This window comes from Fundidesulfovibrio butyratiphilus, from assembly GCF_054657235.1.
In genome coordinates this window covers 1,105,204-1,124,773 of sequence record NZ_BAAHXA010000002.1, presented here as the reverse complement: position 1 = coordinate 1,124,773, position 19,570 = coordinate 1,105,204, and the positions used below count along the sequence as shown (strand labels likewise).

Here is a 19,570-nt window from a genome sequence, read left to right as displayed (position 1 = left end):
GGGCGCTCGCCGCCTGGGCGGCGGCAAGGTCGGGCGTGGCGTTGACAATCTTGCCCATGAGCGCGCGAGCCGCGTTTTCTTCGACGGCCGCCTGCCCCGGGTTGTACGCCCAGCCCGGATCGATGCCCTTCGGCACCAACGTCACCTCGCCGGTGCGATTATTGGTCCAGGGCGTCATCTCGTCCGGGGGCGGATCGTCGCTCACCTGGTAGCCGAATTCGTCCAGGTCTCGTTGCGAAAGCTGTTGCTCGGTGCATCGACAACGCCAGCCGTTGGGCGGGTAGTGCGTGCGCCACCAGGGATGGTCCACGGGCAGTATGGTGCCGTGCCAGGCCCGGTGCTGAGGGCGGGTGCGCCCGTCCAGCAGGGCCACGTAGCGCAGGTACGGCCGCCGGGCCTTGGTGCGCTCAATCTGCGCCCAGCGCCCGGCCGCGTAGCTCACCCGCAGGTTGGTATCGTAAATGATTTCCAGCCGGCGCGGGCTGCCGAGCTGCGCCATGACCTTTTCGCCCGTGGCGGGGTCCGTGACCTCTTTGCGGCCCCACCAGCCCTTGGCTTGCAAGATGGGGGTGAGCTGGGCCTGAAATTCCTTGAGGGTCAGACCCGACTCCTGGGCCTTGAGCACGGCTCCGTGGATGTCCTTCAAGATGTCGAAGCCGGCGCTTTTCGCCACGGTAAACCCCGTGGCGTGGGCGGACTGCCACATGTCTTGCCAGCCAAACGTCTGCGGCAGGGATGCGCCCCGGGCCTTGATGGAGTCGACCGCCTCCTGGAAGGGTTGGGGCTTAAACCAGGTCAAGGTCTTCTCCGGTTTCGCCCAGGCCTTGGGCCTTGAACAGCATGCCCCCCAGATGCCCGGCCAGGGCCGAGGGGTCCTGTTTGGCCGGCAGCTCGGCCAGGCGGCGGCGGAAGGTCTCCAGATCCTGGCCGCGAGATAAGCAGTCTTCCAGCAGCGCCTGGATCGGGTCCACCAGGGGCTTGACCAGCGGCTGCCAGTCGCCCAGCTCTTCGGCCACGGCCTGGTCGATGGCGTCGGAAGGTGGCGCGGGCGGCGCGGCCGAATGGACCGCGCTTTGTAGGGCTTTACCGGGTTTCTCGACAGGCAAAGCCCCTGGCTCGGGGATAGGCTGGAGAGGGGTTTCCGTCCGCTGGGTTTGCAGGGTTACGGCGTCCGGGGCGGGGTCGGGCCATCCGAGCTTGTCCCTGACGACGGATTCCTCAACCCGCAGGCCGAGCGGAACCAGGGTGGCCAGGATCTTCGCCTCCTTCTCCATGTCCTCGGAGTCGGGCCGGAAGATCTTCACTCGGGGATAGAGCTTTTGCGCGCCGAAGTTCAGGTCAATCATCGGCCTGACCAGGTCGCGGTTGAGCGTGGCCGAAAGCTGCACCGCGTCGGCTGTCTCGATGTCCTGGCGCACCTGTTCGTGGGCGTTGGCCGTGCCCACGTGCTGGCCCACGTCCGTGGTGCCGGTCTGGCCTAAAACAGCTTTGGAAATCTGCTTGTCCAGAAATTCGGCCAGGCGCTCGAACAGGTCCAGGTTGCCGGATATCTTGGCTTCGACGAACTCCAGGGCCATGGACGCCGGAATGATGGCCGCCGCGTCGTTGGCGATATTAGTGACCGCTTCCAGAAGTACCTGCTTGTCCTTGTCGCTGGCGCCCTGGCCATACTTGCCCACGCGCACCGGCACGCCGTAGACCTCTGCGAACGCCACCCAGGCTTTCACGTCGAAATTCTTGAAGAGGTAACCCCAGGAGGCCGCGCGGGCCAGACCGCCGCGAAGGGCCAGCCCCGACTTCGACTTGTGCTCATGCCGAATGAACTTGTAGGCCGGCAACGGCTTCGGGCCGGCCACGGAACGCAGAAGCGGCGTGCCGCCGTCCTGCTCGCTGAAGAGAAACCACCGGGGATCGCGCCATTCGAGCCCGGACGGGACCCACTGCTTGCCCGTGGTGTCCCAACGGATTTCCACCAGGCTAAGCCCCTTGCCCACGGCGTCCAGAATGTCGAACAGCTCCAGGCGTAATTCGTCACGTTGGAGCCAGTCGCGAATGAAGTCGGCGCGCTTGACGTCTTGGGCATCGTCGCTTGCGGCCTCGACCGTGATTTCCAAGCCCGCCACCTGGTTTTTCCTGGTGGCCAGGACGCTTCTGTAATGGAGGTCCTTTTCTTCCATCTCTTCGGCCAGCTCGAAATAGCTCAAGGGTTCGCCGTACTCGGCCTGCCGAAGGATCGAGGCCAGACGCTGGGGGTTGAGGCCCTGGGCCGGGTGGCCCGACACCACGGGCCGAAAGTCGAACCTGTCCGGGGCCGCGACGTCTTCTTTCAAGGCCCCCGTGTCCACCAGGTTGCCCCGTGCGTCATAGAGGTACGTCGCCATCAGAATGCTCCTTTGCCGAATCTGGACCGGCCCAGGCCGGACATGGGGTTCAGCCAGTGCTCTTCGGATTTGGAGGCCGGCATGTAGCCGTACTCCATGAAGCTCGAAAACGCTTCAGCCACGCCCAGAAAACAAGCCCAAGCACGATCCGCGTGGCCGTTGCCGTCCCGGTCCGCCACCAGGCGCGGCGCGCCGGTGGGGCCGACCACCTTTTGAATTTTGTGCAGATCGTCGCGCAGAACGGGATCGCCGGCCGGAATGCGCACCCGGCGGTCCTCGAAGGCCTGCTTGGCAGCCGTGGCCACGTTGAGCGGGGTCGCGCCGGAAAGCAGCACGCCCACGACACGGTCCGCGCCGTAGAGCCGTTGCATGTCCTCGACCGGCTTTTCGCCCATACCGGTCTGGTCCATGGTGAGCCGCAGCATGCGGTACTTTTTGACCAGACGGTCCATCTCCGCGTCCTGCACGTGGAAGGGGGCGTTGTGCAGCACGCTGATTTCCCGCGTCCAGAGCACGTCGCCCACCAGTTCCCAGACCCAGGCCACCCACAGGTCGCGACGGCGCGCGATGTCGTTGCCGATGTAGACCGGACCGCCGGTGTAGAGTTCCGGCCGGCCCGCGTCGGCATGCTCGCAGCCAACGATCACGTCGAAGGGCAGCCAGGCCGAGGACGTTTCCAGAAATTGCAGCTCGTATTCCTGCGCCCAGGCCTCTTCGTCGTTCAGGCCCGCGCGCAGCTCCGCGATGTTGCGGTCCAGGCCCTGGCGCACGGCCTCGTGGATGTCCACGCGGTGGCGGCTCCAGACATTGTCGTTGGCCGACCAAATCTCGTAGAACTTGTTGTCCTTGCCGTTGGGCGTGGAGGTGATGCGCAACCGCAAGCCGTTCTTGGAGATTACCGGGAAAAGGGCTTTCCAGATTTCGCGGGAATTGTCGTGGATGGCGAATTCGTCCAGGTAGACGTTGGCCGAATAGCCGCGCGCCGTGTCGGGATTGGCCGGCAGGCCGGTGATGCGCGAGCCGCCCGGAAACTTGACCTCCTGGGCCAGGTAGGCCACGTCGCCGCCGGTGTGGAACTTCTGCTCCTCGAACACCGGCGCGCCCTTGAGCGCGCCATAGACGTGGTAGAACGCCTTGGTGAAGGGCTTGATCGTCTCTTCCACGGTCTCTTTGACCTGGCGCTCGCCCCGAGACAGCATGACCCAACGCACCCGGCGGCCTTCAATCTCAGCCCGGATGCAGTCTTCCACGATCTCGGCGCTGGTGGTGAAGGTCTTGCCAATTTGTCTGGAGAGCATGCCGATCTTGAACCGGGCCTGGTCGTTTTTCCAGGCCATCTGGTAAGGATGAAAATGCAGCAGGGTGTCGCTCATCCGCCAAACCCCAGGATGCGAAGCGCCTCTTCGGCCGCCTCGGCGTCCAGCTTGCCCGTGCCCACGGCCTCGCCCATCTTCTGCTTGGCCTCGGCCTCCACTTCCTTGCGGGCCGCCTCGCGGATGCGCAGCTCCATGTCCGCGCTGGTCTTGGTGGCGATGATGGTGTCCTTGAGGGCCTTGCCCAGGGCCATCAGGTCGCGGGCGCTCACATCGGGATCGTCGGCGTCCAACTGTTTGAGCGTCACCTGAAACAGCAGCTTGTGGAGCAGCTCCGTGGTGATCCGGCCCACGTTGTTGGGCAGATCGTCCAGGCGCGAGCCCAGGAACGTGGCGATATCGCGGGTTTCCCGAAGCTTCTTGGCGACTTCTTCGTAGTTCTGGGCGTAGCGTCCAAGCGCCGAACGCGAGACCTTGGCCCCCATTGCGTCCAGGTGCTGGACGATCTCGTCGAGAGTACGCCCGGAATCCAACAGGCGGTGGATGCTCTCCTGAACCGCCTTGGGCAGTTGTTTCACGGTGGACTTGCGAGCCATGTTTACCCCGTTTACCGGGGCATCGGACGTTTCACGCCCGGCTGCTCGGCCCGACCGGAGGCCACGTCCACGCCGCGCGCGGTGATCTTGACCACGGTCACGGGACCGACCTTTTCCAGTTCCACAAGCCCCTGCTCGGCCAGCCAGGCGGCCAAAGTGTGTACCTCGTCGCGGCTCACGGTGTGACCGATGGCGCACAAGGCGTCTTGCAATACGCTGGTGTTGAGAGAAAACCCTTTGTCTTCCGCCAGGAAGCGCAGGATGCCCAGACGGCGGTCCTCGCTGACGAGCGCGGCAAACTGATTCACGACGCACCTCGCAAATGGTGTTCCATCAAGAGATTGAGCGGGCGTTCAACACGTTCCATGACCTGTTCCTGGCCGTCGATCCGGGCCGACAACGTGTCGATCTTTCCGCCAAGCTCGCTCAGCTTGGCGGAAAGCGCCCGGATGTCGCTTTCCGAGGGCAGGCGCTCCAGCCGGGAGTCCAGGCAGGTGAGCGTGGTTTCGGCCTTGGCGACCCGGCCGCTCATTTCTTCGCGGCACTTGGCGCACTCTTCGCTAGGCACGAACTTCTTGTTCATCGACCAGCTGGCCCACGCCAACACGCTCTGGAACACCAGTACGACGCAGGGGACGATGATGCTCGCCCACTTGAGCGTTGTTTCTTCCATTGTTTACCCCTCGTCGTATTCGGTTTGACATCCCACGCACCGGCACGCCCCAGGCACGGCGGCCAGCCGCCCGGCCGGGATGGGCTCGCCGCAGTCCAGGCAGACGACGCGGCCGGCGCGCGTGCGTTGACTCTGCCGGGGGGCGGCCTGCCCGGCGCGGGCCAGAGCCTGGGCCAGGTAGACGCGTTCCGCCTCTTGAGCCATGTCACAAGCATCCATCACTGCCCGCCGGGACCGGAGCGACAGGGGCCGGCTGGGGCGCGGGCGCGGGTTGCGGCGCGGGCGGGGCCTGCACCGGCGGCGCTTCGGGCCGGACGGACAGAATGGGCTCGGCCACGGAAGCGAGATACGGCCCGGCGGGCGGATCGACGGATTCCAGCGCGCCGCCGACGTAGCTCCCGGTGATCAGCGCCGGCTTGCCGATGGCGGCCGTGGCCTTGAGCCGGCCGATCAAGGCCATGACGCCGCCCACGGCCCCGGCCAGGGTCGTCAGCTCCCGGCAGAGCAAGACCAGGTCTTCGCTGGACACATGCATGCCCAGCAGGTTGAGACACGCGCCGGCCAGCACAATGAGCGCGCCGACCACGCCGGTCGATCGATACCAAGGTTTGATGTCGTACATGGGGTCACCTGTTGTAGAGGATGCGGTTGACGAGACGCTCCCAGGTTGCGGCCCAGCGCCTGGCCCGAGAGGTTGAGAGCCCGAGACCGCGCAGCCGGCAGTACACATGCGCGGCGTTGCAACACTGTTGCAGCCAGGCCCTCACGACGGCCACGCGCCGCCCAGGGCCAGGGCGATCTTGTCCACGTAGGCCTGGTTCTCCCACGTGCCGTCAGGCGTCTTGCGCGGGGAGCCCGCGTTGTAGGCCGCCAGCACTCCGGGCCAGCCGGTGGAGGCAAGAAACTGGTCGCGCAGGCGGGACAGGTGTTGCAGGGCGTAGGAGAGCCCCACGCCGGGTTCGCACAGGCCGGTCAAAAACTTGCCATTGTAGCCCAAGGCCCGGGCGTTGGCGCCCATGATCTGCCCCAGGCCCCAGCTGGCCTGCTGGCCCCAGTACTCGGCGTCGGGATCAACGCCGGGCGGGGCCGGAAAGCCCTTGGGGGGGTACTTGGACGCCAATTCAGCGGGAGTGAGACGTTTGAAAGGTCGGTTTTCCCGCACGTCCCACAGGTAATTGTAGCGGGGTTCAGGGTTCCAGGCGTCATAGCAGCCCCCGGATTCCACGTGGACCAAGGCCAAAGCGATCTCGGGGGGTATCCGATACCCCGGAGCCATGTCGGTCACAAACGAAGAGAACACACCGGGAGACGAGAAGATGATGTGCATGAAAACACCGTCCACGTTGAGGTTGGCAACGTGGACGGTGTAGAATTTGGCGGGCGGGAGGCTAACCCGGAAAATTTTCCGGGGTGGTCGGGAGGGGCGGCCTATTCTGCCTCTTCGCAGATCAAATAGGCGATGTCAAACAAAGGCCCCCGCGTGAGCGGGGGCCGGTTGGTTGTCGGTGTTCGGCGTCAGGCCGCCTGGCGTTGGGTTTCCAGCCGGTGGCGCTTGGCCGCCTGGTCGGCCATGTCGGCCAGCAGCAGGGCTATCCAGCTCAGGCCGGCGACCGCCCTGGGCGAAGGAGCCGGCGAGCCCGGACCGTGGTCGAGCCAGGCCGGAACGGCCTCGGCCAGAAAGCCGGTCAGCTCGCTTACCTTCTCCAAGAGGTCCGCGCAGGTGTCGTCAGGGTCCACCAGCATGCTACGCCTCCAGGCCGAGGGTGCGGGCCTTGCGCGCCCACATGCGCACCGTTGTCGCACCCATGTCCATGAGCTTGGCCACCTCGGACGTGGAAAGCCCCATGCGCTTGTAGCGCACCACCCGGCGAAAGGCCTGCAAACGCTCCGGCGAGACCGCCAGCACGGCCCTGGCCCCAACGGCCACGCCCTCGCGCCGGGCCGTGGCCGCGTCTTCCAGGGCCTGTTGCCGGGCGTTCTCCAACGCGGCACGCTCCAGGGCGTTGAAGGCTTCGATGTACTTGAGCTTCCACTCGATGGCCCGCTGGCTGTTCCAGCCCATGACGAGCAGGGTGAAGGCGTCGCGGGTGAGGAGGAAGGCGGGCAAGGTGCGGCCGGTCGAGTCTCGGTATTCACTCGGCCCAAAGTTGGGCTCAGTGAAGGATGCCGGAAGCTTCTTCCGCAATCCGTCAATGTCGCGCAGCACATGCTTGTGCTGCAAGCCGAAATGCTGGGCCAGCTCGACAGACCGAACAGCCGGACGCTCGCCAGACAGGAACTCAACGGAAATCGCGGGGGTGGGAAGGGAAATGGTCGTGGACATGAAAGGCCTCCTACAATTTTCTGATGGACAGCTTCGGAAATGAAAACTGCCGGGTGCTCAGAACCGCGTAGGAGCGGCGGGCGTATTCCCCCGAAAGGTATTGTATTAGCCCACACCCGGCAGAGAACCGGTCAGGTAAAACAAACGGCGCTTGCGCGCCTATGGCACGGCTGACGGGCGTGGGGCCGTCCTACGATAAAGGAGTTCTGAGGCTCCTGGACGGCCCATGCCTGAAACGTTCGGTGGTGTCAAGGTTGCTCACGGGGACTGGCGACCTTCAACGCTTCAGCTCGATTCGCCCGTCTTCGAGGAAACCTGTAGCCAGCAGGTCTTTACTGACTTGTTCGCGGATGAATACATAAGGCTGGTTTCCGCCACGTTTTTCAGAGAACACTCTCATGATGGTCAACGTGAAAAGCATCTTGTCTTGCGTGGTGAAGCCTTTCCACCCAAGAGGCTCAATAAATGCGGTGTTATTGTCAATATCAACAGTTACATACCCCTTCCGACTCATGATAACGGCGGCCTTAATCGCTTCCGTCACTTCTTTTTGAGTCGGTGGCCATCCGGCATAGGCAGTTGAGCAGAATAGGGCTACACAAACGACGAGCAGAAACAGTCTTTTCATGGCAGGTACCCATCCCGTTTTTTAGGTCGCGACGGCCGCCGTAGCGACTCCACACACTATCCAAGCAACGAATATCCACATACACATTCTCCCGCAGGCTCAAAGGTTCTCTGCGCAAGCGTGTAAACGAATCTCGTCATCTGGTAAACACCGGGCGTCAGGCGATATCGTCTACAAGAACAGGGGCGTTGAACAGCGCACAAAACACCCGCCACCGGCCGTCCACACCCTGGAACGGCGGGCGGATGGTGTGGGTGCGGGTGTAGAGCTTCGCGCCGGCGATCACCCGGCTGGGGACGCGCACCCAACTACCCACGGGGATCTTCGGGGCGGGCTCGGACGGGGCCACGCCCGCCAGGCCGGCCAAGACGGCGAAGGCCTCCTGCAAGGTCACGAACACGTACTTTTCGCCCGGCGCGTACCAGGCCCGATCGATCCGCACCCGGTAGCGCCCGGGCGTGGCGCCAGGGCGCCCGGCAAACAGCTCCGCCGGGAACAACTCGGCCACGCGCCGGCCGGCGGGAGTCTCCAGGGTGATACGGGCCTCGGGCCGGCGACGGTCAGCCATTTTGCTCACCTTCAAACGCCGGCCCTGTCCAAACCCACTGAAACACGTTGAACAGTCGAGGGGCGAGCAGCTCCAGCACGGCGAGATCAAAGCCCTTGCGCCACCGCTTGGTCGGTATGGCCACGAAAAAGCCATAGCTGTTCCCGGTGGCGCGACACTTGACCGCGATCTGCACAACGCGCTCGCCTGGCCCCGCGTCTTGCAGACCGGAAACAATGCGCAGGCGGTTTTTGGCCTGGTCGGCCGCCAGGCGCAACCGCAGGGTCTCCCGCTCGGACATCTCGGCTTGCAGCTTCCTCAACTCCTGGATGCGATGGTCCACGCGGCGATGGCCGCTCGCCTGGTCGATAAGCACCTGGATGGGGTCAAGTTCCTGACCGCAGGCGTCGCAAAAGACCCGGCGCGCGCCCCTGTCCACCGCGATCACCTTGTGGGAGCATGGGGGCAGATCCGCGAACGTCTTTTGTATCACGGGCGGCTGGCGCTTCGTGAAATCCACTTCGATCACGCGACCGTCGTCAGCCATGTCAGTGCGCCTTGCTCCGGAGATACGCGCCCATCTGGGCGACGATGCCGGGCGTTTCTGCTTCCGCCTTGCGTTCGGCCTGCAACCTGCCGGCCCGCAAACCGGCCGCCATTCGCTCCATCGCGGCGGCCATGCGTTCCATGTAGGGATCGTCAGGGCCGTAAATCTTCTCCGCAGCCATATACATCAGCTCGACTTCTGCGACGTATTCGTCCTTGGCCTTGTTGAAGCGTTCCAGCGCGTTCATAGCAACCCTTCCTTTCTGGCCAGCCACAGGGGCATGGCCAGGGTGATCTTCTCGCCGCACCGGGCGCCGTCCCGGTCATAGCGCAACAGCCTATCCGGCAGGGTCACGGACCGTCCGTCGTCCAGCACCAGCAGGATCGAGCGGGCCGAGCCGTGCGCCAGCAGCGCGTTGCACAATGTAAATTCCTCAGTCATGGGCAAAACTCCTCAAAACAGCGTGGTCTGGTCGGAGCGGAGGCCCTTGCGGTCCCGCCGGGCGGCCTTGAGGTTGCGCACGGTGCGGTCCGTTACTCCGACCAGGCGGGCGATGGCGGCCTCGGACTCGCCTCGCCGGGCGGCCTCGCGGATTGCGGCATGCACCCTGGCCCGGTTGCCGGCGTACGGCCCCAGCGGTATCTCCACGTCGCCGCCGCCCAGGCGGGCGGCGATGGCCTGGGCGGCCTCCATCCCCACGGCGGCCACCAGCCAGTGACCAGGCAGCAAGCGGTCCGGACCGGGCAGGTAGGCCCGCGTGCCGCCCTTGGCACGGGCCACGGCCACGGCGGCGGCCTCGCCGGCCACGGCCGCGATCTCGGCCAGCACGCCGGGCAGATCGAGGGAGGAGGTGTTGACCTGGTCCACGCTGTAAACGCTCGCTAAACGGTCTCGCGCAGGCCGGCGGCCTTGCGCATGCTTTCGCGCCACACCCGCAGCACTTCGAGGCGCGTGTCCTTGTCTTCGAGCGCCTGCCTGATGAGCTTGGCCACGCGCTTGTCCAGGGCCGCGATCACCGCGCGCAGCTGGTTGGGCGTGGCCCATTCCAGGCGGTCGACCTTGTACATCCGCTTGAGGATGGCGTGGGCGTAGTCCCACGGCACAAAGGCGTCCTGCATGTTGGCCAGCTCGGCCAGCAAGGCCTCAATCTTCGTGAGCATCGGCGTGCGGCGCAGAGCCTTTTCGCTGGGGGCCTTGTCGCCCTTGCGGGCCTTGGTGGTGCGCGGCTGCCAGCCACAGTTGTCCTCGAAGTGGCGCAACAACTGGTCGAGCTGGCGCGTGGTCAGGGCCTTCGAGCTGGCCGCCCGAAACATGGTCTGGAGCAACGCGCGGTAGTCCGGGTCGCTGATGCCCAGTTGGGCCTTGGCCACGTGGATCTTCGTGGTCAGGGCCTTGCGGTAGTTTTGTGCGGCGCTCATGCCTTTTTCCCTCCGGTGCTTTTCTCGTGGAGCTGATTCAACGCGTCAGCGAAAATCACGGCCAATTTGTCCGCCGCTCCGGGTTTTTCCGGGTCCGGCAGCACGATGCAGACCGCCCGGCCCTTGCGGTGGGTGTCGATCACGGCCAAGGAGCCGCCGTAGGCGCGGCCGGGGAGGAAGCGTTTGGGGGCAGACATCACAGGGACTCCTTGCGAAGCGTTTTCACCGTCTTGATGTTCAGTTCGAACACTCCCTGAACGACTTCATGCGTCACCCCTGCTTGCGTGGCGATTTCGGCTACTGTGAGCCCGGACCACATCAGGTTCAGGATGTTCTGGCGTTGCTCTTGCGACAGTTCTTCCTTGACCTTTTTCTTCAGGGCCGCCCGAATGGTGGCCGCCGTGACCCGCTTTGGCTTTGTTCCACATTCCGCTTTGTTCACTGCTCGAACAGCCTGCTCCCACGTCGTTTTTGAAACTGAGCCATACGACTTTCCCCCAATTTCGAGGGTCACGGTGAAGTTTTTTGGTTTACGGTTCATTGCTGTATCCCCAAGCGCTTGGCCATCTCCGGGTCTTCGGCGAGAAGCCTCGCTCTTTCGTCTCTAATCTGTTGAGCAACCTCTGAAATTTTTCTGCATTTATAGTCATTTGCTCGCGCAAGATATTCAAGATGTTCTTCTTTCCACTCTGGCACGAGATACATATCTCGCGGTTTCTTCCATGCCGGGCAGTCTTCTGGCATCGGCGTTTCTTCGCCAAACCCGGCTGCGAATCCATAGTGACGCGGGACGCGACAAGACGGTCTGAACATGCAACGACCATGCAGCTTGCCGTCATAACCGCTACGTTCCCAATGGACACCCCAGCCGCATGTTGCACAATCACGTTTGTTGCGTTTTGCCACGATATTTCCTTTCGGCTGCTCGTCAGGCCGGACGCGCCACCGTCCGACGACCGCCCCGCGTGGGGCGGTTTCGCAATCAGGCTTGGGGTATGGGGATGACACGCGAGAGGCTATAGCCGCCGGATATCCCCACAATCATGACCAACACGCCGCCAGAAGGAGTAATCCAAGCTTGCGAACGCGTGCGCGTCTCCAGGACCTCGCCCCGATCCTTGACCACTTTGACTTCCGTCCCAATCGGGTAGTGCAAGTTCCACGTATCCACCAACGCAGTGGCGGCCTCGTCCGTATGTTCAGTTAAGCGTCTCACTTCAGCGCCTCCTTGAGGGCCTTGCCCGCATTAAACGCCACCCGACGGCCGGCGGGGATGTCGAGAGGCTCCCCGGTCCGGGGGTTGCGTCCCTGGCGGGCCTTTGTCGCCTGGGTCACCAGCTTGCCCAGGCCAGGCAGGGGCGCTTCGCCCCCGCCCAGCAGCTCGGCGGCGATCACGTCGCCGGCGATGTCGAGCACGCTGGCCACATGCTTCTTGCCGATGTGCATGGTCTCGGCGTCCGTCTTCAGCGTCCAAACAATGCGGTCGATCAACTCTTGCTTGGTCATAAATCCCCTCACATCGCCGCCAAATCCAGGGCGATGGGCACGTATTTGCCGTCTTCGCGGCGTTCATAGACGCGCAGGTAGGTCTTGCTGCCGGCCACCCGCAGGCTGTCGCTCACGGCCTGCATGGCCTGACGCCACCGGTCGTCGTCGATCTTGAGCCGGCGCAGGCCGAGCACTCGGCCGGTGTTGATCCTGCCCTCCTTGTCCACCTGAAAGGCGTCGTTGATGAGGGCTCGGATTTCGTCCCGGCTGCCCGTGGTCCATTCGGTGATGCACTCGTCCACAAGCGCCTTGGCGGCCTGCAAGCGCTCGTCAAAGGCCAAGGTCTCGGCCACCTGGCGCTGCACCTTGTACCGGCCATCGTACGAGACCAGGGACAGGTTGCCCTTGTCGCCGCCGATCTTGACCCCGTACTGTTCGGCCGAGAGCTGGACGAAGGCGGCAACGTCGGCCTGGACGTCGGCCTGGAATTTGGCCAGGTCATCGTGAACGGCGCGGGCCTTGCCCACCACCTCGAGCACCAGCTCGTGCCGGGCCAGGTCCACGTCCTTGACCATGGCCAGGGGCACCAAGCGGCCCTGGGGGTCTTCCATGTAGCCTTCAGGTATCGTGGCGGTCATTGCGCGCCGTCCTTGCTCGTGAGAGTCTGCCACCGGCGCTTCGCCTTCCGATTGGCGGCTTCGAGGGCTCTCGTGGCCACCACCTGGGCCTCCAGTTCTCCGGCCAGGTCCGCCGTGGCGTCCAGGCGCTCGCGGCAGAGCAGCAGGACCGCCCGAGTTTCCTGGTCCACGCGTTCCATTGCGGTCCCCAGGGCCAGCCGCACGGTCTGTATTTCGCTCGCAATCATGCACATTCCTCCGCAGTAGTCTGGCGCTTGGCCAGGTGGTTGCAATCGCTCATGGCTGCCAGCACATGCTCGTGCGCCCGCGTCAGCAGCTCGGCCCGCAGCAGGGGCTTCGCGGTCTTGATGGCGTCGGTCAGGGCCACGCTCGCCTGGGTAAGGCGCGTCTGCATGCGGTCGAGCCCGTCGAGGCGGCACCTCGCAATCACGTCCCGCGCTCGGCCGAGGTCCACCCAGGCGCAACGCAGCAGCTTGCGCCTGGTGTCGTCAGGCAGGCGCGTCGCGTCCTGCAGGGTGATGTGTACCGAGCCCACCAGCAGCTCCAGCCGCCGAATGTCAGCGTTTTGCGTACTCACGCAGCACCCCCTCGAGTTGACGTTTGGTGGCCCGCTCTTCGCGCCGCCGCCACTTTCTGGCCGGCGTCGCCCGCCGTGACGCGGGTTGCCCCAGCCGGCGGATTGACCGGTCAATGCCCCGCACGGTCATCGGTCAATCGACTGTGGGCACAGCCGTCCCGGCAGGCGCGGTAGAGCCGCACCCGCATGTTGTTGGCGGCCGAAAAGGGCCGGGCCTGGTTGGCCTCGCACTCGGCCAGGGATATTTCGCCCAGCACCGGGCAGATCACGCACTCGGCCAGCCAAGCCCGGCGCACGGCCTCTTCGATGCGCGTGGTGTCGCTCGTCCAGTCGTTGCGGACAATGCGGCTCACCGCGCCCTTGGTGACGCCCAGCTGCGCGCCCACCTTGGCCATGCTGGCCGCCTGGTCGCACTGCACGGCCAGCTCGCGCACCCAATCCGGCAGGTCCGCGCCCCAGGCCGCCTGGGCCTTGGCCAGGGCGGTTTCGCGGGGGATACGGGAGGGGATCATGAGGTCACCCCGCCCAGGTCCATCCACACGATTTCCTTGCGGTTGGGGTCATAGACCGCCTTGGTGCGCAGCACCTGGGGCGGCAGCCCCCCCGTGCGTTTCACCAGCCGGTACACGGCCTTGCCGCCCTTGGGAGAGGCCGGCTTGACAAGGGCCAGGTAGCCGGCGCGATAAAGATGCGAAACGTAATCCTGGGCGTCGGTCTCAAGCACGGGCACGTCTTCCGTTGACGCGGCCAGGGCCAGGTTCCGCGCGGTAAAGGCGCCCAGGCCCGGCATGGTGCGCCACATGCTCTCGCGTTTTGTCGGCGGGCAGGACGTGCCGTCCTTGCGCACCCTCGGCGCTTCGCGGCCGTTGTCCCTGACCAGCCGGTACAGCGCGCGCTTGAACGATCCCGGATTCCCGCCCGGGCTCTCGGTTTCGCCCGCGATCGCCACGAATCCGGCCTTGCGCAGACTGGCGATGTAGTCCGCGACCATGGCGAGGGTCGCTCCGGTCAAGCGAACGAGGTCCTGGGCCACAAACTCCCTGCGCTCGCGCATCACGTCCCAGACGTCCTGGCGGCTTGGCGGGCGTTGCAGCTTGGCCGTGATCACGACCGTCCCCCGGGACGGCCGCTGAACAGCTCGCCGTCGTAGTCGGCCCGGCACAGGGCCGTAGCTCCCCGTGCGGCCGCGTAGTCGCGCACCCGGTCCAGGCTGACGCAGATGCGGCGCGTGCACCCGGCCGCCGCCTCGTGGATGGCCGCAAGCATGTCGTCGGCCAGGTCCACGCCCGGGCAATAGAGGCGCGCCAAGTGCCTGGTGTCGTCAAGGCTGGCCGGCTGGGCGCGCTTCATGTCCAGCATGCGGTTGTGGATGCGCTCCCACTTGCGCAAGGCGCTTGGCATATTTTCTTCGCCGATCAGGATGACTGAGGAGTTCGAACTTTCGTAAATGTCGCGGACAATCTCGATCAGCCCCTTTTGCACAAGGAAGTCGGCCTCATCGATGATGAGCGGCCGGTGGGAGTTGCTTAGTTCCTCGGCGATCTGGTCGACCATGGCGGGCACCGTGCGCTCCTGGTCGATCGACATTTCGCTCAAAATCTGCTCGCAGAGCTTCTTGCGCGTCCAGACCGACTTGATTTGCACGACAAACGCTCGGTACTTGTTGGACGCGTAGGTGGATGCAAAGGTCTTGCCGTAGCCCGAAGGCCCGTAAAAGCAGGCCATGCCCGGCAAATCCGGCGCCCGGTTCATCACGGTCTCCACCAGCCCGGCGAACAGGCTCACGTTGAGCAGGGGCGCGATGGTCTTGTCTTTTGCGACGGTTTGCTGCATCTTGACGTCTCCTTTTTGGTTCGTTTCGGGGCCTCGACCGTGGCAGCGGTCGGGGCCTCACCGTTCATCCGCCAAACATCGCCTCGCCAAAATCTTCGTACAGGCTGGCCTCGGCCCGGTACTCGTTCGATGTCCGGTACCGGGCGAGCCACACAGTCTCTTCAGGCGAAATGTTTTCCCCGGCGTTCAGCCGGCGTTCGAGGCCAAGCGCGCGCCGAAAGCGGTCGCGCTCGGTTTCCCGTTCCGGCTTGAGCGGCAAAACCTTGGCCGTCTCGATCTCCTGGGAGACCCGCTGGTGGAGCACCAGCTCGCTATTGGAGAGCGGCGAAACCTCCAGCACCGGCTTGCCGCCGTTCAACTCAGCCAAAATTTCTTCTTCCTTGCGCTGCACGCGCTCCATGCGGCCCTTGGCCCGGTCTTCGCGCGCCTTTTCGACCACGGATTTGGGGAAATAGTCGTGGACGTTGCCGTTCAGTTCGGCCGTGCAGACCGGGCGCTCGTTCAGGTCGCGAATCCAGACGCGGGAAGGATCGTGAACGTCGTAGCCCACCATGACTTCCTGCCCGTGGTAGGGGGTCAAGGCCCGGCTGAAGTATTCCTCCCCGTTGATCTTGACCCAGCAGCGCTTGACCAGCTTGACGGCATAGGGGCGGAAGAGATCGGCCAGCACCTCGGGCGACTCCATGATGATGTCCGCCTGGGGGGCCAGGGCGTCCCACTGTTCGTTCGGGGACCGGTGGCGCTTTTTGCCCGTGACCTCGTCACGGATCACCGGCAGCGTGGAATGGGGCCGGTCGTTGTACGCCTCGACCCGGCCCGCGACCCAGGCCAGGAACTGCGGCCACTCGATCAGACTCTTGGCCCGACCAAAATCCTTCACTTCCGCCTTGACGCGGTCGAACATCAGCTTTTTAGCCTCACGGTCCATGTCCTTGCCCACAAAGGAAGGCGAGGCCTTGGCTTCGCGTATCCACATGGCCTGGAAGCGCTCGATCACGCCCCTGGCCTGCGAGTTGTAGGGGATGGAGTGTTCGACGCTCGTGCCGATTCTGGCCAAAATGCCAAGGCCCGGGCCGTCCAGCATGTCGTTGCGGAAGCCGGCCCCCCGGTCCGAATAGAAAATTGCGGAGATTCCACCATGCTCGACGCCACAACGTAAGGCGTCCGCGACCAGCAGCGACGATTCGGCCAGGCCCACGCTCCAGCCCACACACTTGCGGGTGGCCAGGTCCAGGATCGAGACGATCTCCGGCCGAAAAGCCCGGCCGTGGTCCGGGTGCTGCACCATCATGTCGGCGGTGTGGCCGTCGCCCGTGTAGACATCCGTGGGCAACAGGTCATCGAAATCGCGCTTGACGTAGGCCTTGAGCCGCTTCAGCTCTCTCGGCCCCATGCGGCCCCGGTTGGCCTCCAACGCGCCGAGGCTCTTGATTGTGCGCTGCACGGTGCGCAATTCGGGCAGCTCGACGCCAGCGGCCACCAGCTTTTCATGGCACCAGGCGATGGATGGCTTCTGCGGCTGGCGATACTCCTTGAGGAAGACCGGCAACCATGTTGGCAGCGGCTTGTACGGCCGCATGCGCGGGGCCAGACCGTCCGGGCCTTGCGTTTGCAGCACGTCCAGCCAGTTGCGCAGGGTCGAGAGGCACAGCGCCCGGCGCTTGCCCTTGCGGGCGTTGGCCGTGACCACGGCCCGGTCCAGGGCTTCGTTGAGGCTCCCCTCGTTTGCCAGGGCCAGGAAGTGTTTCATCGCCTTGGGCATGCCTTCGAGCAGAGACATGCGTTCCAGCTCGCGCAAAATGATGAGTCGTGCGTCGCGCACCTGGCGTTGCCACTTGGTGAGCACCTCGGCCTTGACCGGCGGCAGGGGCACGGGCTCTTGCCGGCGGATGGAGTCCACCGGAGCGACGAGCGGCCCTTCGGCCAGGGCCTCGCGCACGTCGGCGGGCAGGGACGCGAGAGGATACAACCGGCCCCCGCCCCGCACGCGGCCGTCCGCGCTGGGCCAGGCCTCGCGGCCGGCGCGACGGGTGACACTCCGCACTGCGATGCCGAGCACCATAGCGATTTCAGCTGTTGTGTATGTATCCTTCACGATTTCCTACCGCCTGTAGCTCACGCCGCCCGCTGGGATTTCATGTCTTCCGGCAGGTCCAACCACTTCTCCGAGCACCCCAATTCCAACAGGTACGCCAGCACCTTCCGGTGGTTCCGTTGGCCGATGATGGTCTCCCTGACCGGGCTGTAGTTGCGGAGTCCCAGCGCCCGCTGGACGTCCTTCATGCCCATCCCTTTGGAGCGCAGGTGACCACGGATTTTCCAGGCATCCCGGCGCATTCCCGTCTCCATCATGACAGTCCCTCCAACAATTCCTCCTCAAGGCGGCGCTTGGCCTTGGCCTTGGCTTTCTGCTCGATTATCGCGCGGCCATAAGCGGCATATTTGCGGTCCTCGGGGGTCATCACGTCCGCACCCAAGGGCCGCAGCGCCTCCCGCATGGGCCGCAGGTCACCCGTGGCCAGGCAAAAGACGACCACGGCCAACAGGTTTGGCACATGGTCCCGGTCCGCAGGCGACAACCACTTGTCGAGCGTGTCCTTGCTGATGGATTTCGTATTGCCGGCCGTGAGGCGCACCCCGCCGGAAGCGGCCAGGGCGTTGATCTTGTCGACCAGGAGCTTGCGCCCGTCCGGATCGAGCCCGGCGGCTGCGTTCATGGCGGCCCGCACGGCCGGAATCAGCCCGGCCAGCTGTGCGTCGCCCTCGAACAAGCTCATCTGCCTCATCGGTCCCACCCAGCGGGTCGGCGTCAATTTTTGGTGTTCCGATTGACGTTGACCCAGGTTTTCGCGGGCGGTAGACTCAAGGTGTAATTTGGCAATGTTTTTTTGGCACCGCCCGCAGGACTTTCTTGCCCCGTTTTTGGTAGTTGGTCAATTCGTTTTTTGTGTCCAAGTTAAAAAAACGGGAAAAATTTTTTCCAACACTATTTCAATGTGTTGGTAAAAAATGGCGTGTCCGACTTCCTGTCCAACTTCGGGAGGCAAACTTGGACACCCCCTCAACGACAGCCGCACGTCTGAAATTTATTCGCGGTAAGCGAACCCAAGCCGAGTTCGCTCAGGTGGCTGGGATTCACAAAAATACGTTAGGAAGGTATGAACGTGGGGAATCTGAACCGGATTTGGTTGCTGCCAGGCAAATCTGCCTCGCCTTTGGTGTAGAGCCCAAATGGCTTCTATTTGGCGATGGCCCAGTCACCGTAGGCAGCGACCAAACAACGCCTGCCCCCAACGCCACAACGGCCATTGAGCCAGCGGGTGTTGACCCGACGAGCGAGATCAATGCCCTGCGCCAAGAGAACCGGGAACTGCGGGGTGAGAACCGGGAGCTTCGGCAGGAGAACCGGGAACTGCTCAAGCAGAATGCCGACCTACGCGTGGAATTGGCCAGGCTTGAGGCCCGAGCCGCGCCAGACAAGGGCTCTACCGAGGTGATGCAGGATGAATCGGCCAGGAAAATCGCGTAACCAGAAGATGTCTATTGACCATTGTGAGGCGATGAGAATCGTAGCTATCTATGCCTACGGAAATACACGCGAGCTTTCAATAAACAATGCGAATGGATTTCGTATATACGATTGTCGTTTTGCCTGGAGAAGCGGCATGAGGCCTGGGCGCGCTTGTGCAAAAGCAACTGTCGTTTTGGCCTCGGCCTGGGCAAAAACGTGCAAAAGCAACTTTCGCGCGCCCAGGCCGAAAACGCTTTGCCAGGCGCTGGCCAAGTTGGCGCAATCATTGGGCTGGCGTCCCATTAAATCCCACATTCTCCCGACATATCCCGGCTCAGCCTAGAACCAGAACCAAGTGTCGCAAGACAAATTGGTGTCTGAAAGAACGACGGGTCAAGAGGATGTCCTGACCCGTCGTTTTCAGTTTCAAATTTATGCCGCTCTATGACACAATCGCCACCTCCCTCCTCCTCTCCCGTCCATGACGGAACTCAAGGCCTCACGGGTCTGGTTGAGTCCCAGGCCGTGCAGGTACCTCGTGGTGGTCGTAGGGCTCTTGTGCCTCAGGATGGCCTGTATGACGCTCACAGGCTGCCTCTCGCGGTAGAGGATCGATGCGAAGAGGTGACGGATCGTATGGTACGAAAACGTCTTTACACCGGCTTTTTCGCACAACTTTTCCAGGAAGTGTTGTCGGTAATCCCCCTCGCCTCAAGGAATCCATGCCCGTGGCGTGCCTTGAGTGTCGCGCTTGAGACCTTCGGCTTTTCTGCTCCGTCTTTCCTTGTCGCCCTTGCACATTGCGCCGTGTTGCGCGAGGCCAAACCCGCTCTTGAATCCACCAGCGCATAATGACGCGCAGAAGAGAACCACAGGGGCTTCCCGGAGAGACCTCGTGATTTTGGTGCGGCCAAACCCAGAACACCGGGGAATCTGCAGGCTGCGCTTCTTACAAACCCACCCTGGAAGTCCCGCCCGCTGTTTGTAACCCAGCAGAACCACTGCATTTCATCAAAACCGACAAGGAAACGCTGGACATGAGGAAGGCATTTTGCTTTTGTGATGGTGGTTGAGACTCCCACTGTCCATTGCCATCG

33 protein-coding genes and 1 other RNA gene are annotated in these 19,570 nt (G+C 63.8%); 1 reads left to right on the top strand and 33 read right to left on the bottom strand.

The features are described 5' to 3' along the window. From ACYQ01_RS16115 to ACYQ01_RS15960, 32 genes are all read right to left on the bottom strand, one after another. The coding region (locus ACYQ01_RS16115) for a phage head morphogenesis protein (RefSeq protein WP_459934846.1) at window positions 1-799 on the bottom strand (799 nt) is incomplete at its 3' end. Next, on the bottom strand, window positions 786-2,381 hold the full coding sequence (locus ACYQ01_RS16110) for a DUF935 domain-containing protein (RefSeq protein WP_459933919.1): 1,596 nt from the start codon (window positions 2,379-2,381) through the stop codon (window positions 786-788). The genes ACYQ01_RS16115 and ACYQ01_RS16110, both read right to left, overlap by 14 nt. Then, the gene (locus ACYQ01_RS16105; protein WP_459933920.1) at window positions 2,381-3,754 is read right to left on the bottom strand and encodes a terminase large subunit domain-containing protein; all 1,374 of its coding nucleotides are present in this window, start codon (window positions 3,752-3,754) and stop codon (window positions 2,381-2,383) included. The genes ACYQ01_RS16110 and ACYQ01_RS16105 overlap by 1 nt, the downstream gene beginning before the upstream one ends. Continuing rightward, complete coding sequence (locus ACYQ01_RS16100) at window positions 3,751-4,290, bottom strand: phage protein Gp27 family protein (protein WP_459933921.1); 540 nt, start codon at window positions 4,288-4,290, stop codon at window positions 3,751-3,753. Before ACYQ01_RS16100 ends, ACYQ01_RS16105 begins: the two co-directional genes overlap by 4 nt. Window positions 4,291-4,301: 11 nt before the next feature. Further along, window positions 4,302-4,598, bottom strand: coding sequence for a VpaChn25_0724 family phage protein (locus ACYQ01_RS16095; RefSeq protein ID WP_459933922.1), 297 nt, complete (start codon window positions 4,596-4,598; stop codon window positions 4,302-4,304). Next, complete coding sequence (locus tag ACYQ01_RS16090; protein WP_459933923.1) at window positions 4,595-4,963, bottom strand: DUF2730 family protein; 369 nt, start codon at window positions 4,961-4,963, stop codon at window positions 4,595-4,597. Before ACYQ01_RS16090 ends, ACYQ01_RS16095 begins: the two co-directional genes overlap by 4 nt. A 3-nt stretch (window positions 4,964-4,966) precedes the next feature. After that, the gene (locus ACYQ01_RS16085) at window positions 4,967-5,167 is read right to left on the bottom strand and encodes a TraR/DksA C4-type zinc finger protein (protein ID WP_459933924.1); all 201 of its coding nucleotides are present in this window, start codon (window positions 5,165-5,167) and stop codon (window positions 4,967-4,969) included. 1 nt (window position 5,168) lies between these two features. Further along, the gene (locus tag ACYQ01_RS16080) at window positions 5,169-5,585 is read right to left on the bottom strand and encodes a hypothetical protein (protein WP_459933925.1); all 417 of its coding nucleotides are present in this window, start codon (window positions 5,583-5,585) and stop codon (window positions 5,169-5,171) included. A 141-nt stretch (window positions 5,586-5,726) separates the two neighbouring features. Beyond that, a complete protein-coding gene (locus tag ACYQ01_RS16075) occupies window positions 5,727-6,290 on the bottom strand; it encodes a transglycosylase SLT domain-containing protein (RefSeq protein WP_459933926.1) in 564 nt (187 codons plus the stop codon). Between the two features lie 188 nt (window positions 6,291-6,478). Continuing rightward, window positions 6,479-6,706, bottom strand: coding sequence for a hypothetical protein (locus tag ACYQ01_RS16070; protein WP_459933927.1), 228 nt, complete (start codon window positions 6,704-6,706; stop codon window positions 6,479-6,481). Window position 6,707: 1 nt separating this feature from the next. Beyond that, window positions 6,708-7,286, bottom strand: coding sequence for a Rha family transcriptional regulator (locus ACYQ01_RS16065; RefSeq protein ID WP_459933928.1), 579 nt, complete (start codon window positions 7,284-7,286; stop codon window positions 6,708-6,710). Window positions 7,287-7,563: 277 nt separating this feature from the next. Beyond that, the gene (locus tag ACYQ01_RS16060) at window positions 7,564-7,914 is read right to left on the bottom strand and encodes a hypothetical protein (protein WP_459933929.1); all 351 of its coding nucleotides are present in this window, start codon (window positions 7,912-7,914) and stop codon (window positions 7,564-7,566) included. A gap of 157 nt (window positions 7,915-8,071) precedes the next feature. Then, window positions 8,072-8,482: a hypothetical protein gene (locus ACYQ01_RS16055; RefSeq protein WP_459933930.1), complete on the bottom strand. Its 411-nt coding sequence runs from the start codon at window positions 8,480-8,482 to the stop codon at window positions 8,072-8,074. Then, window positions 8,475-9,008 carry a hypothetical protein gene (locus ACYQ01_RS16050; protein WP_459933931.1) on the bottom strand — a complete coding sequence of 178 codons (534 nt, stop codon included), beginning with the start codon at window positions 9,006-9,008 and terminating at the stop codon, window positions 8,475-8,477. The genes ACYQ01_RS16055 and ACYQ01_RS16050 overlap by 8 nt, the downstream gene beginning before the upstream one ends. Window position 9,009: 1 nt before the next feature. Continuing rightward, entirely contained in the window at window positions 9,010-9,255 is a 246-nt protein-coding gene (locus tag ACYQ01_RS16045; protein ID WP_459933932.1) for a hypothetical protein, read from the bottom strand. Continuing rightward, entirely contained in the window at window positions 9,252-9,449 is a 198-nt protein-coding gene (locus tag ACYQ01_RS16040) for a hypothetical protein (RefSeq protein ID WP_459933933.1), read from the bottom strand. Before ACYQ01_RS16040 ends, ACYQ01_RS16045 begins: the two co-directional genes overlap by 4 nt. Before the next feature lie 12 nt (window positions 9,450-9,461). Then, entirely contained in the window at window positions 9,462-9,875 is a 414-nt protein-coding gene (locus ACYQ01_RS16035) for a hypothetical protein (protein WP_459933934.1), read from the bottom strand. Window positions 9,876-9,889: 14 nt separating this feature from the next. Beyond that, window positions 9,890-10,426 carry a phage protein GemA/Gp16 family protein gene (locus ACYQ01_RS16030; RefSeq protein ID WP_459933935.1) on the bottom strand — a complete coding sequence of 179 codons (537 nt, stop codon included), beginning with the start codon at window positions 10,424-10,426 and terminating at the stop codon, window positions 9,890-9,892. Beyond that, window positions 10,423-10,623 (bottom strand): hypothetical protein, encoded by a 201-nt coding sequence (locus ACYQ01_RS16025; RefSeq protein WP_459933936.1) that lies wholly within the window; start codon window positions 10,621-10,623, stop codon window positions 10,423-10,425. The genes ACYQ01_RS16030 and ACYQ01_RS16025 overlap by 4 nt, the downstream gene beginning before the upstream one ends. Further along, window positions 10,623-10,967, bottom strand: a complete 345-nt coding sequence (locus ACYQ01_RS16020; protein WP_459933937.1) for a hypothetical protein — start codon at window positions 10,965-10,967, stop codon at window positions 10,623-10,625. Before ACYQ01_RS16020 ends, ACYQ01_RS16025 begins: the two co-directional genes overlap by 1 nt. After that, window positions 10,964-11,332: a hypothetical protein gene (locus tag ACYQ01_RS16015; protein ID WP_459933938.1), complete on the bottom strand. Its 369-nt coding sequence runs from the start codon at window positions 11,330-11,332 to the stop codon at window positions 10,964-10,966. The genes ACYQ01_RS16020 and ACYQ01_RS16015 overlap by 4 nt, the downstream gene beginning before the upstream one ends. A 9-nt stretch (window positions 11,333-11,341) precedes the next feature. After that, window positions 11,342-11,408: hammerhead ribozyme type II (locus tag ACYQ01_RS16010), an RNA gene on the bottom strand. Window positions 11,409-11,638: 230 nt separating this feature from the next. Next, window positions 11,639-11,932 carry an HU family DNA-binding protein gene (locus tag ACYQ01_RS16005; protein WP_459933939.1) on the bottom strand — a complete coding sequence of 98 codons (294 nt, stop codon included), beginning with the start codon at window positions 11,930-11,932 and terminating at the stop codon, window positions 11,639-11,641. Between the two features lie 8 nt (window positions 11,933-11,940). Then, window positions 11,941-12,552, bottom strand: a complete 612-nt coding sequence (locus ACYQ01_RS16000; protein WP_459933940.1) for a DUF3164 family protein — start codon at window positions 12,550-12,552, stop codon at window positions 11,941-11,943. Then, the gene (locus ACYQ01_RS15995) at window positions 12,549-12,779 is read right to left on the bottom strand and encodes a hypothetical protein (RefSeq protein ID WP_459933941.1); all 231 of its coding nucleotides are present in this window, start codon (window positions 12,777-12,779) and stop codon (window positions 12,549-12,551) included. The genes ACYQ01_RS16000 and ACYQ01_RS15995 overlap by 4 nt, the downstream gene beginning before the upstream one ends. Continuing rightward, on the bottom strand, window positions 12,776-13,129 hold the full coding sequence (locus ACYQ01_RS15990) for a hypothetical protein (RefSeq protein ID WP_459933942.1): 354 nt from the start codon (window positions 13,127-13,129) through the stop codon (window positions 12,776-12,778). Before ACYQ01_RS15990 ends, ACYQ01_RS15995 begins: the two co-directional genes overlap by 4 nt. 110 nt (window positions 13,130-13,239) lie before the next feature. Beyond that, window positions 13,240-13,641 (bottom strand): hypothetical protein, encoded by a 402-nt coding sequence (locus ACYQ01_RS15985; protein WP_459933943.1) that lies wholly within the window; start codon window positions 13,639-13,641, stop codon window positions 13,240-13,242. Next, a complete protein-coding gene (locus ACYQ01_RS15980; protein WP_459933944.1) occupies window positions 13,638-14,237 on the bottom strand; it encodes a hypothetical protein in 600 nt (199 codons plus the stop codon). The genes ACYQ01_RS15985 and ACYQ01_RS15980 overlap by 4 nt, the downstream gene beginning before the upstream one ends. Further along, window positions 14,234-14,962: an AAA family ATPase gene (locus ACYQ01_RS15975; RefSeq protein ID WP_459933945.1), complete on the bottom strand. Its 729-nt coding sequence runs from the start codon at window positions 14,960-14,962 to the stop codon at window positions 14,234-14,236. The genes ACYQ01_RS15980 and ACYQ01_RS15975 overlap by 4 nt, the downstream gene beginning before the upstream one ends. 64 nt (window positions 14,963-15,026) lie before the next feature. Continuing rightward, on the bottom strand, window positions 15,027-17,057 hold the full coding sequence (locus tag ACYQ01_RS15970) for a Mu transposase C-terminal domain-containing protein (RefSeq protein WP_459933946.1): 2,031 nt from the start codon (window positions 17,055-17,057) through the stop codon (window positions 15,027-15,029). A 20-nt stretch (window positions 17,058-17,077) separates the two neighbouring features. Further along, a complete protein-coding gene (locus ACYQ01_RS15965; RefSeq protein WP_459933947.1) occupies window positions 17,078-17,314 on the bottom strand; it encodes a hypothetical protein in 237 nt (78 codons plus the stop codon). Continuing rightward, window positions 17,311-17,739: a hypothetical protein gene (locus ACYQ01_RS15960; RefSeq protein ID WP_459933948.1), complete on the bottom strand. Its 429-nt coding sequence runs from the start codon at window positions 17,737-17,739 to the stop codon at window positions 17,311-17,313. The genes ACYQ01_RS15965 and ACYQ01_RS15960 overlap by 4 nt, the downstream gene beginning before the upstream one ends. Window positions 17,740-18,011: 272 nt before the next feature. Here ACYQ01_RS15960 and ACYQ01_RS15955 point away from each other — a divergent pair, with 272 nt between their 5' ends. Continuing rightward, on the top strand, window positions 18,012-18,491 hold the full coding sequence (locus ACYQ01_RS15955) for a helix-turn-helix domain-containing protein (protein WP_459933949.1): 480 nt from the start codon (window positions 18,012-18,014) through the stop codon (window positions 18,489-18,491). Window positions 18,492-18,905: 414 nt separating this feature from the next. Here the strand turns inward: ACYQ01_RS15955 and ACYQ01_RS15950 are convergent, their stop codons facing one another. Further along, a complete protein-coding gene (locus tag ACYQ01_RS15950) occupies window positions 18,906-19,157 on the bottom strand; it encodes a tyrosine-type recombinase/integrase (protein WP_459934868.1) in 252 nt (83 codons plus the stop codon). Window positions 19,158-19,570 lie beyond the last annotated feature (413 nt).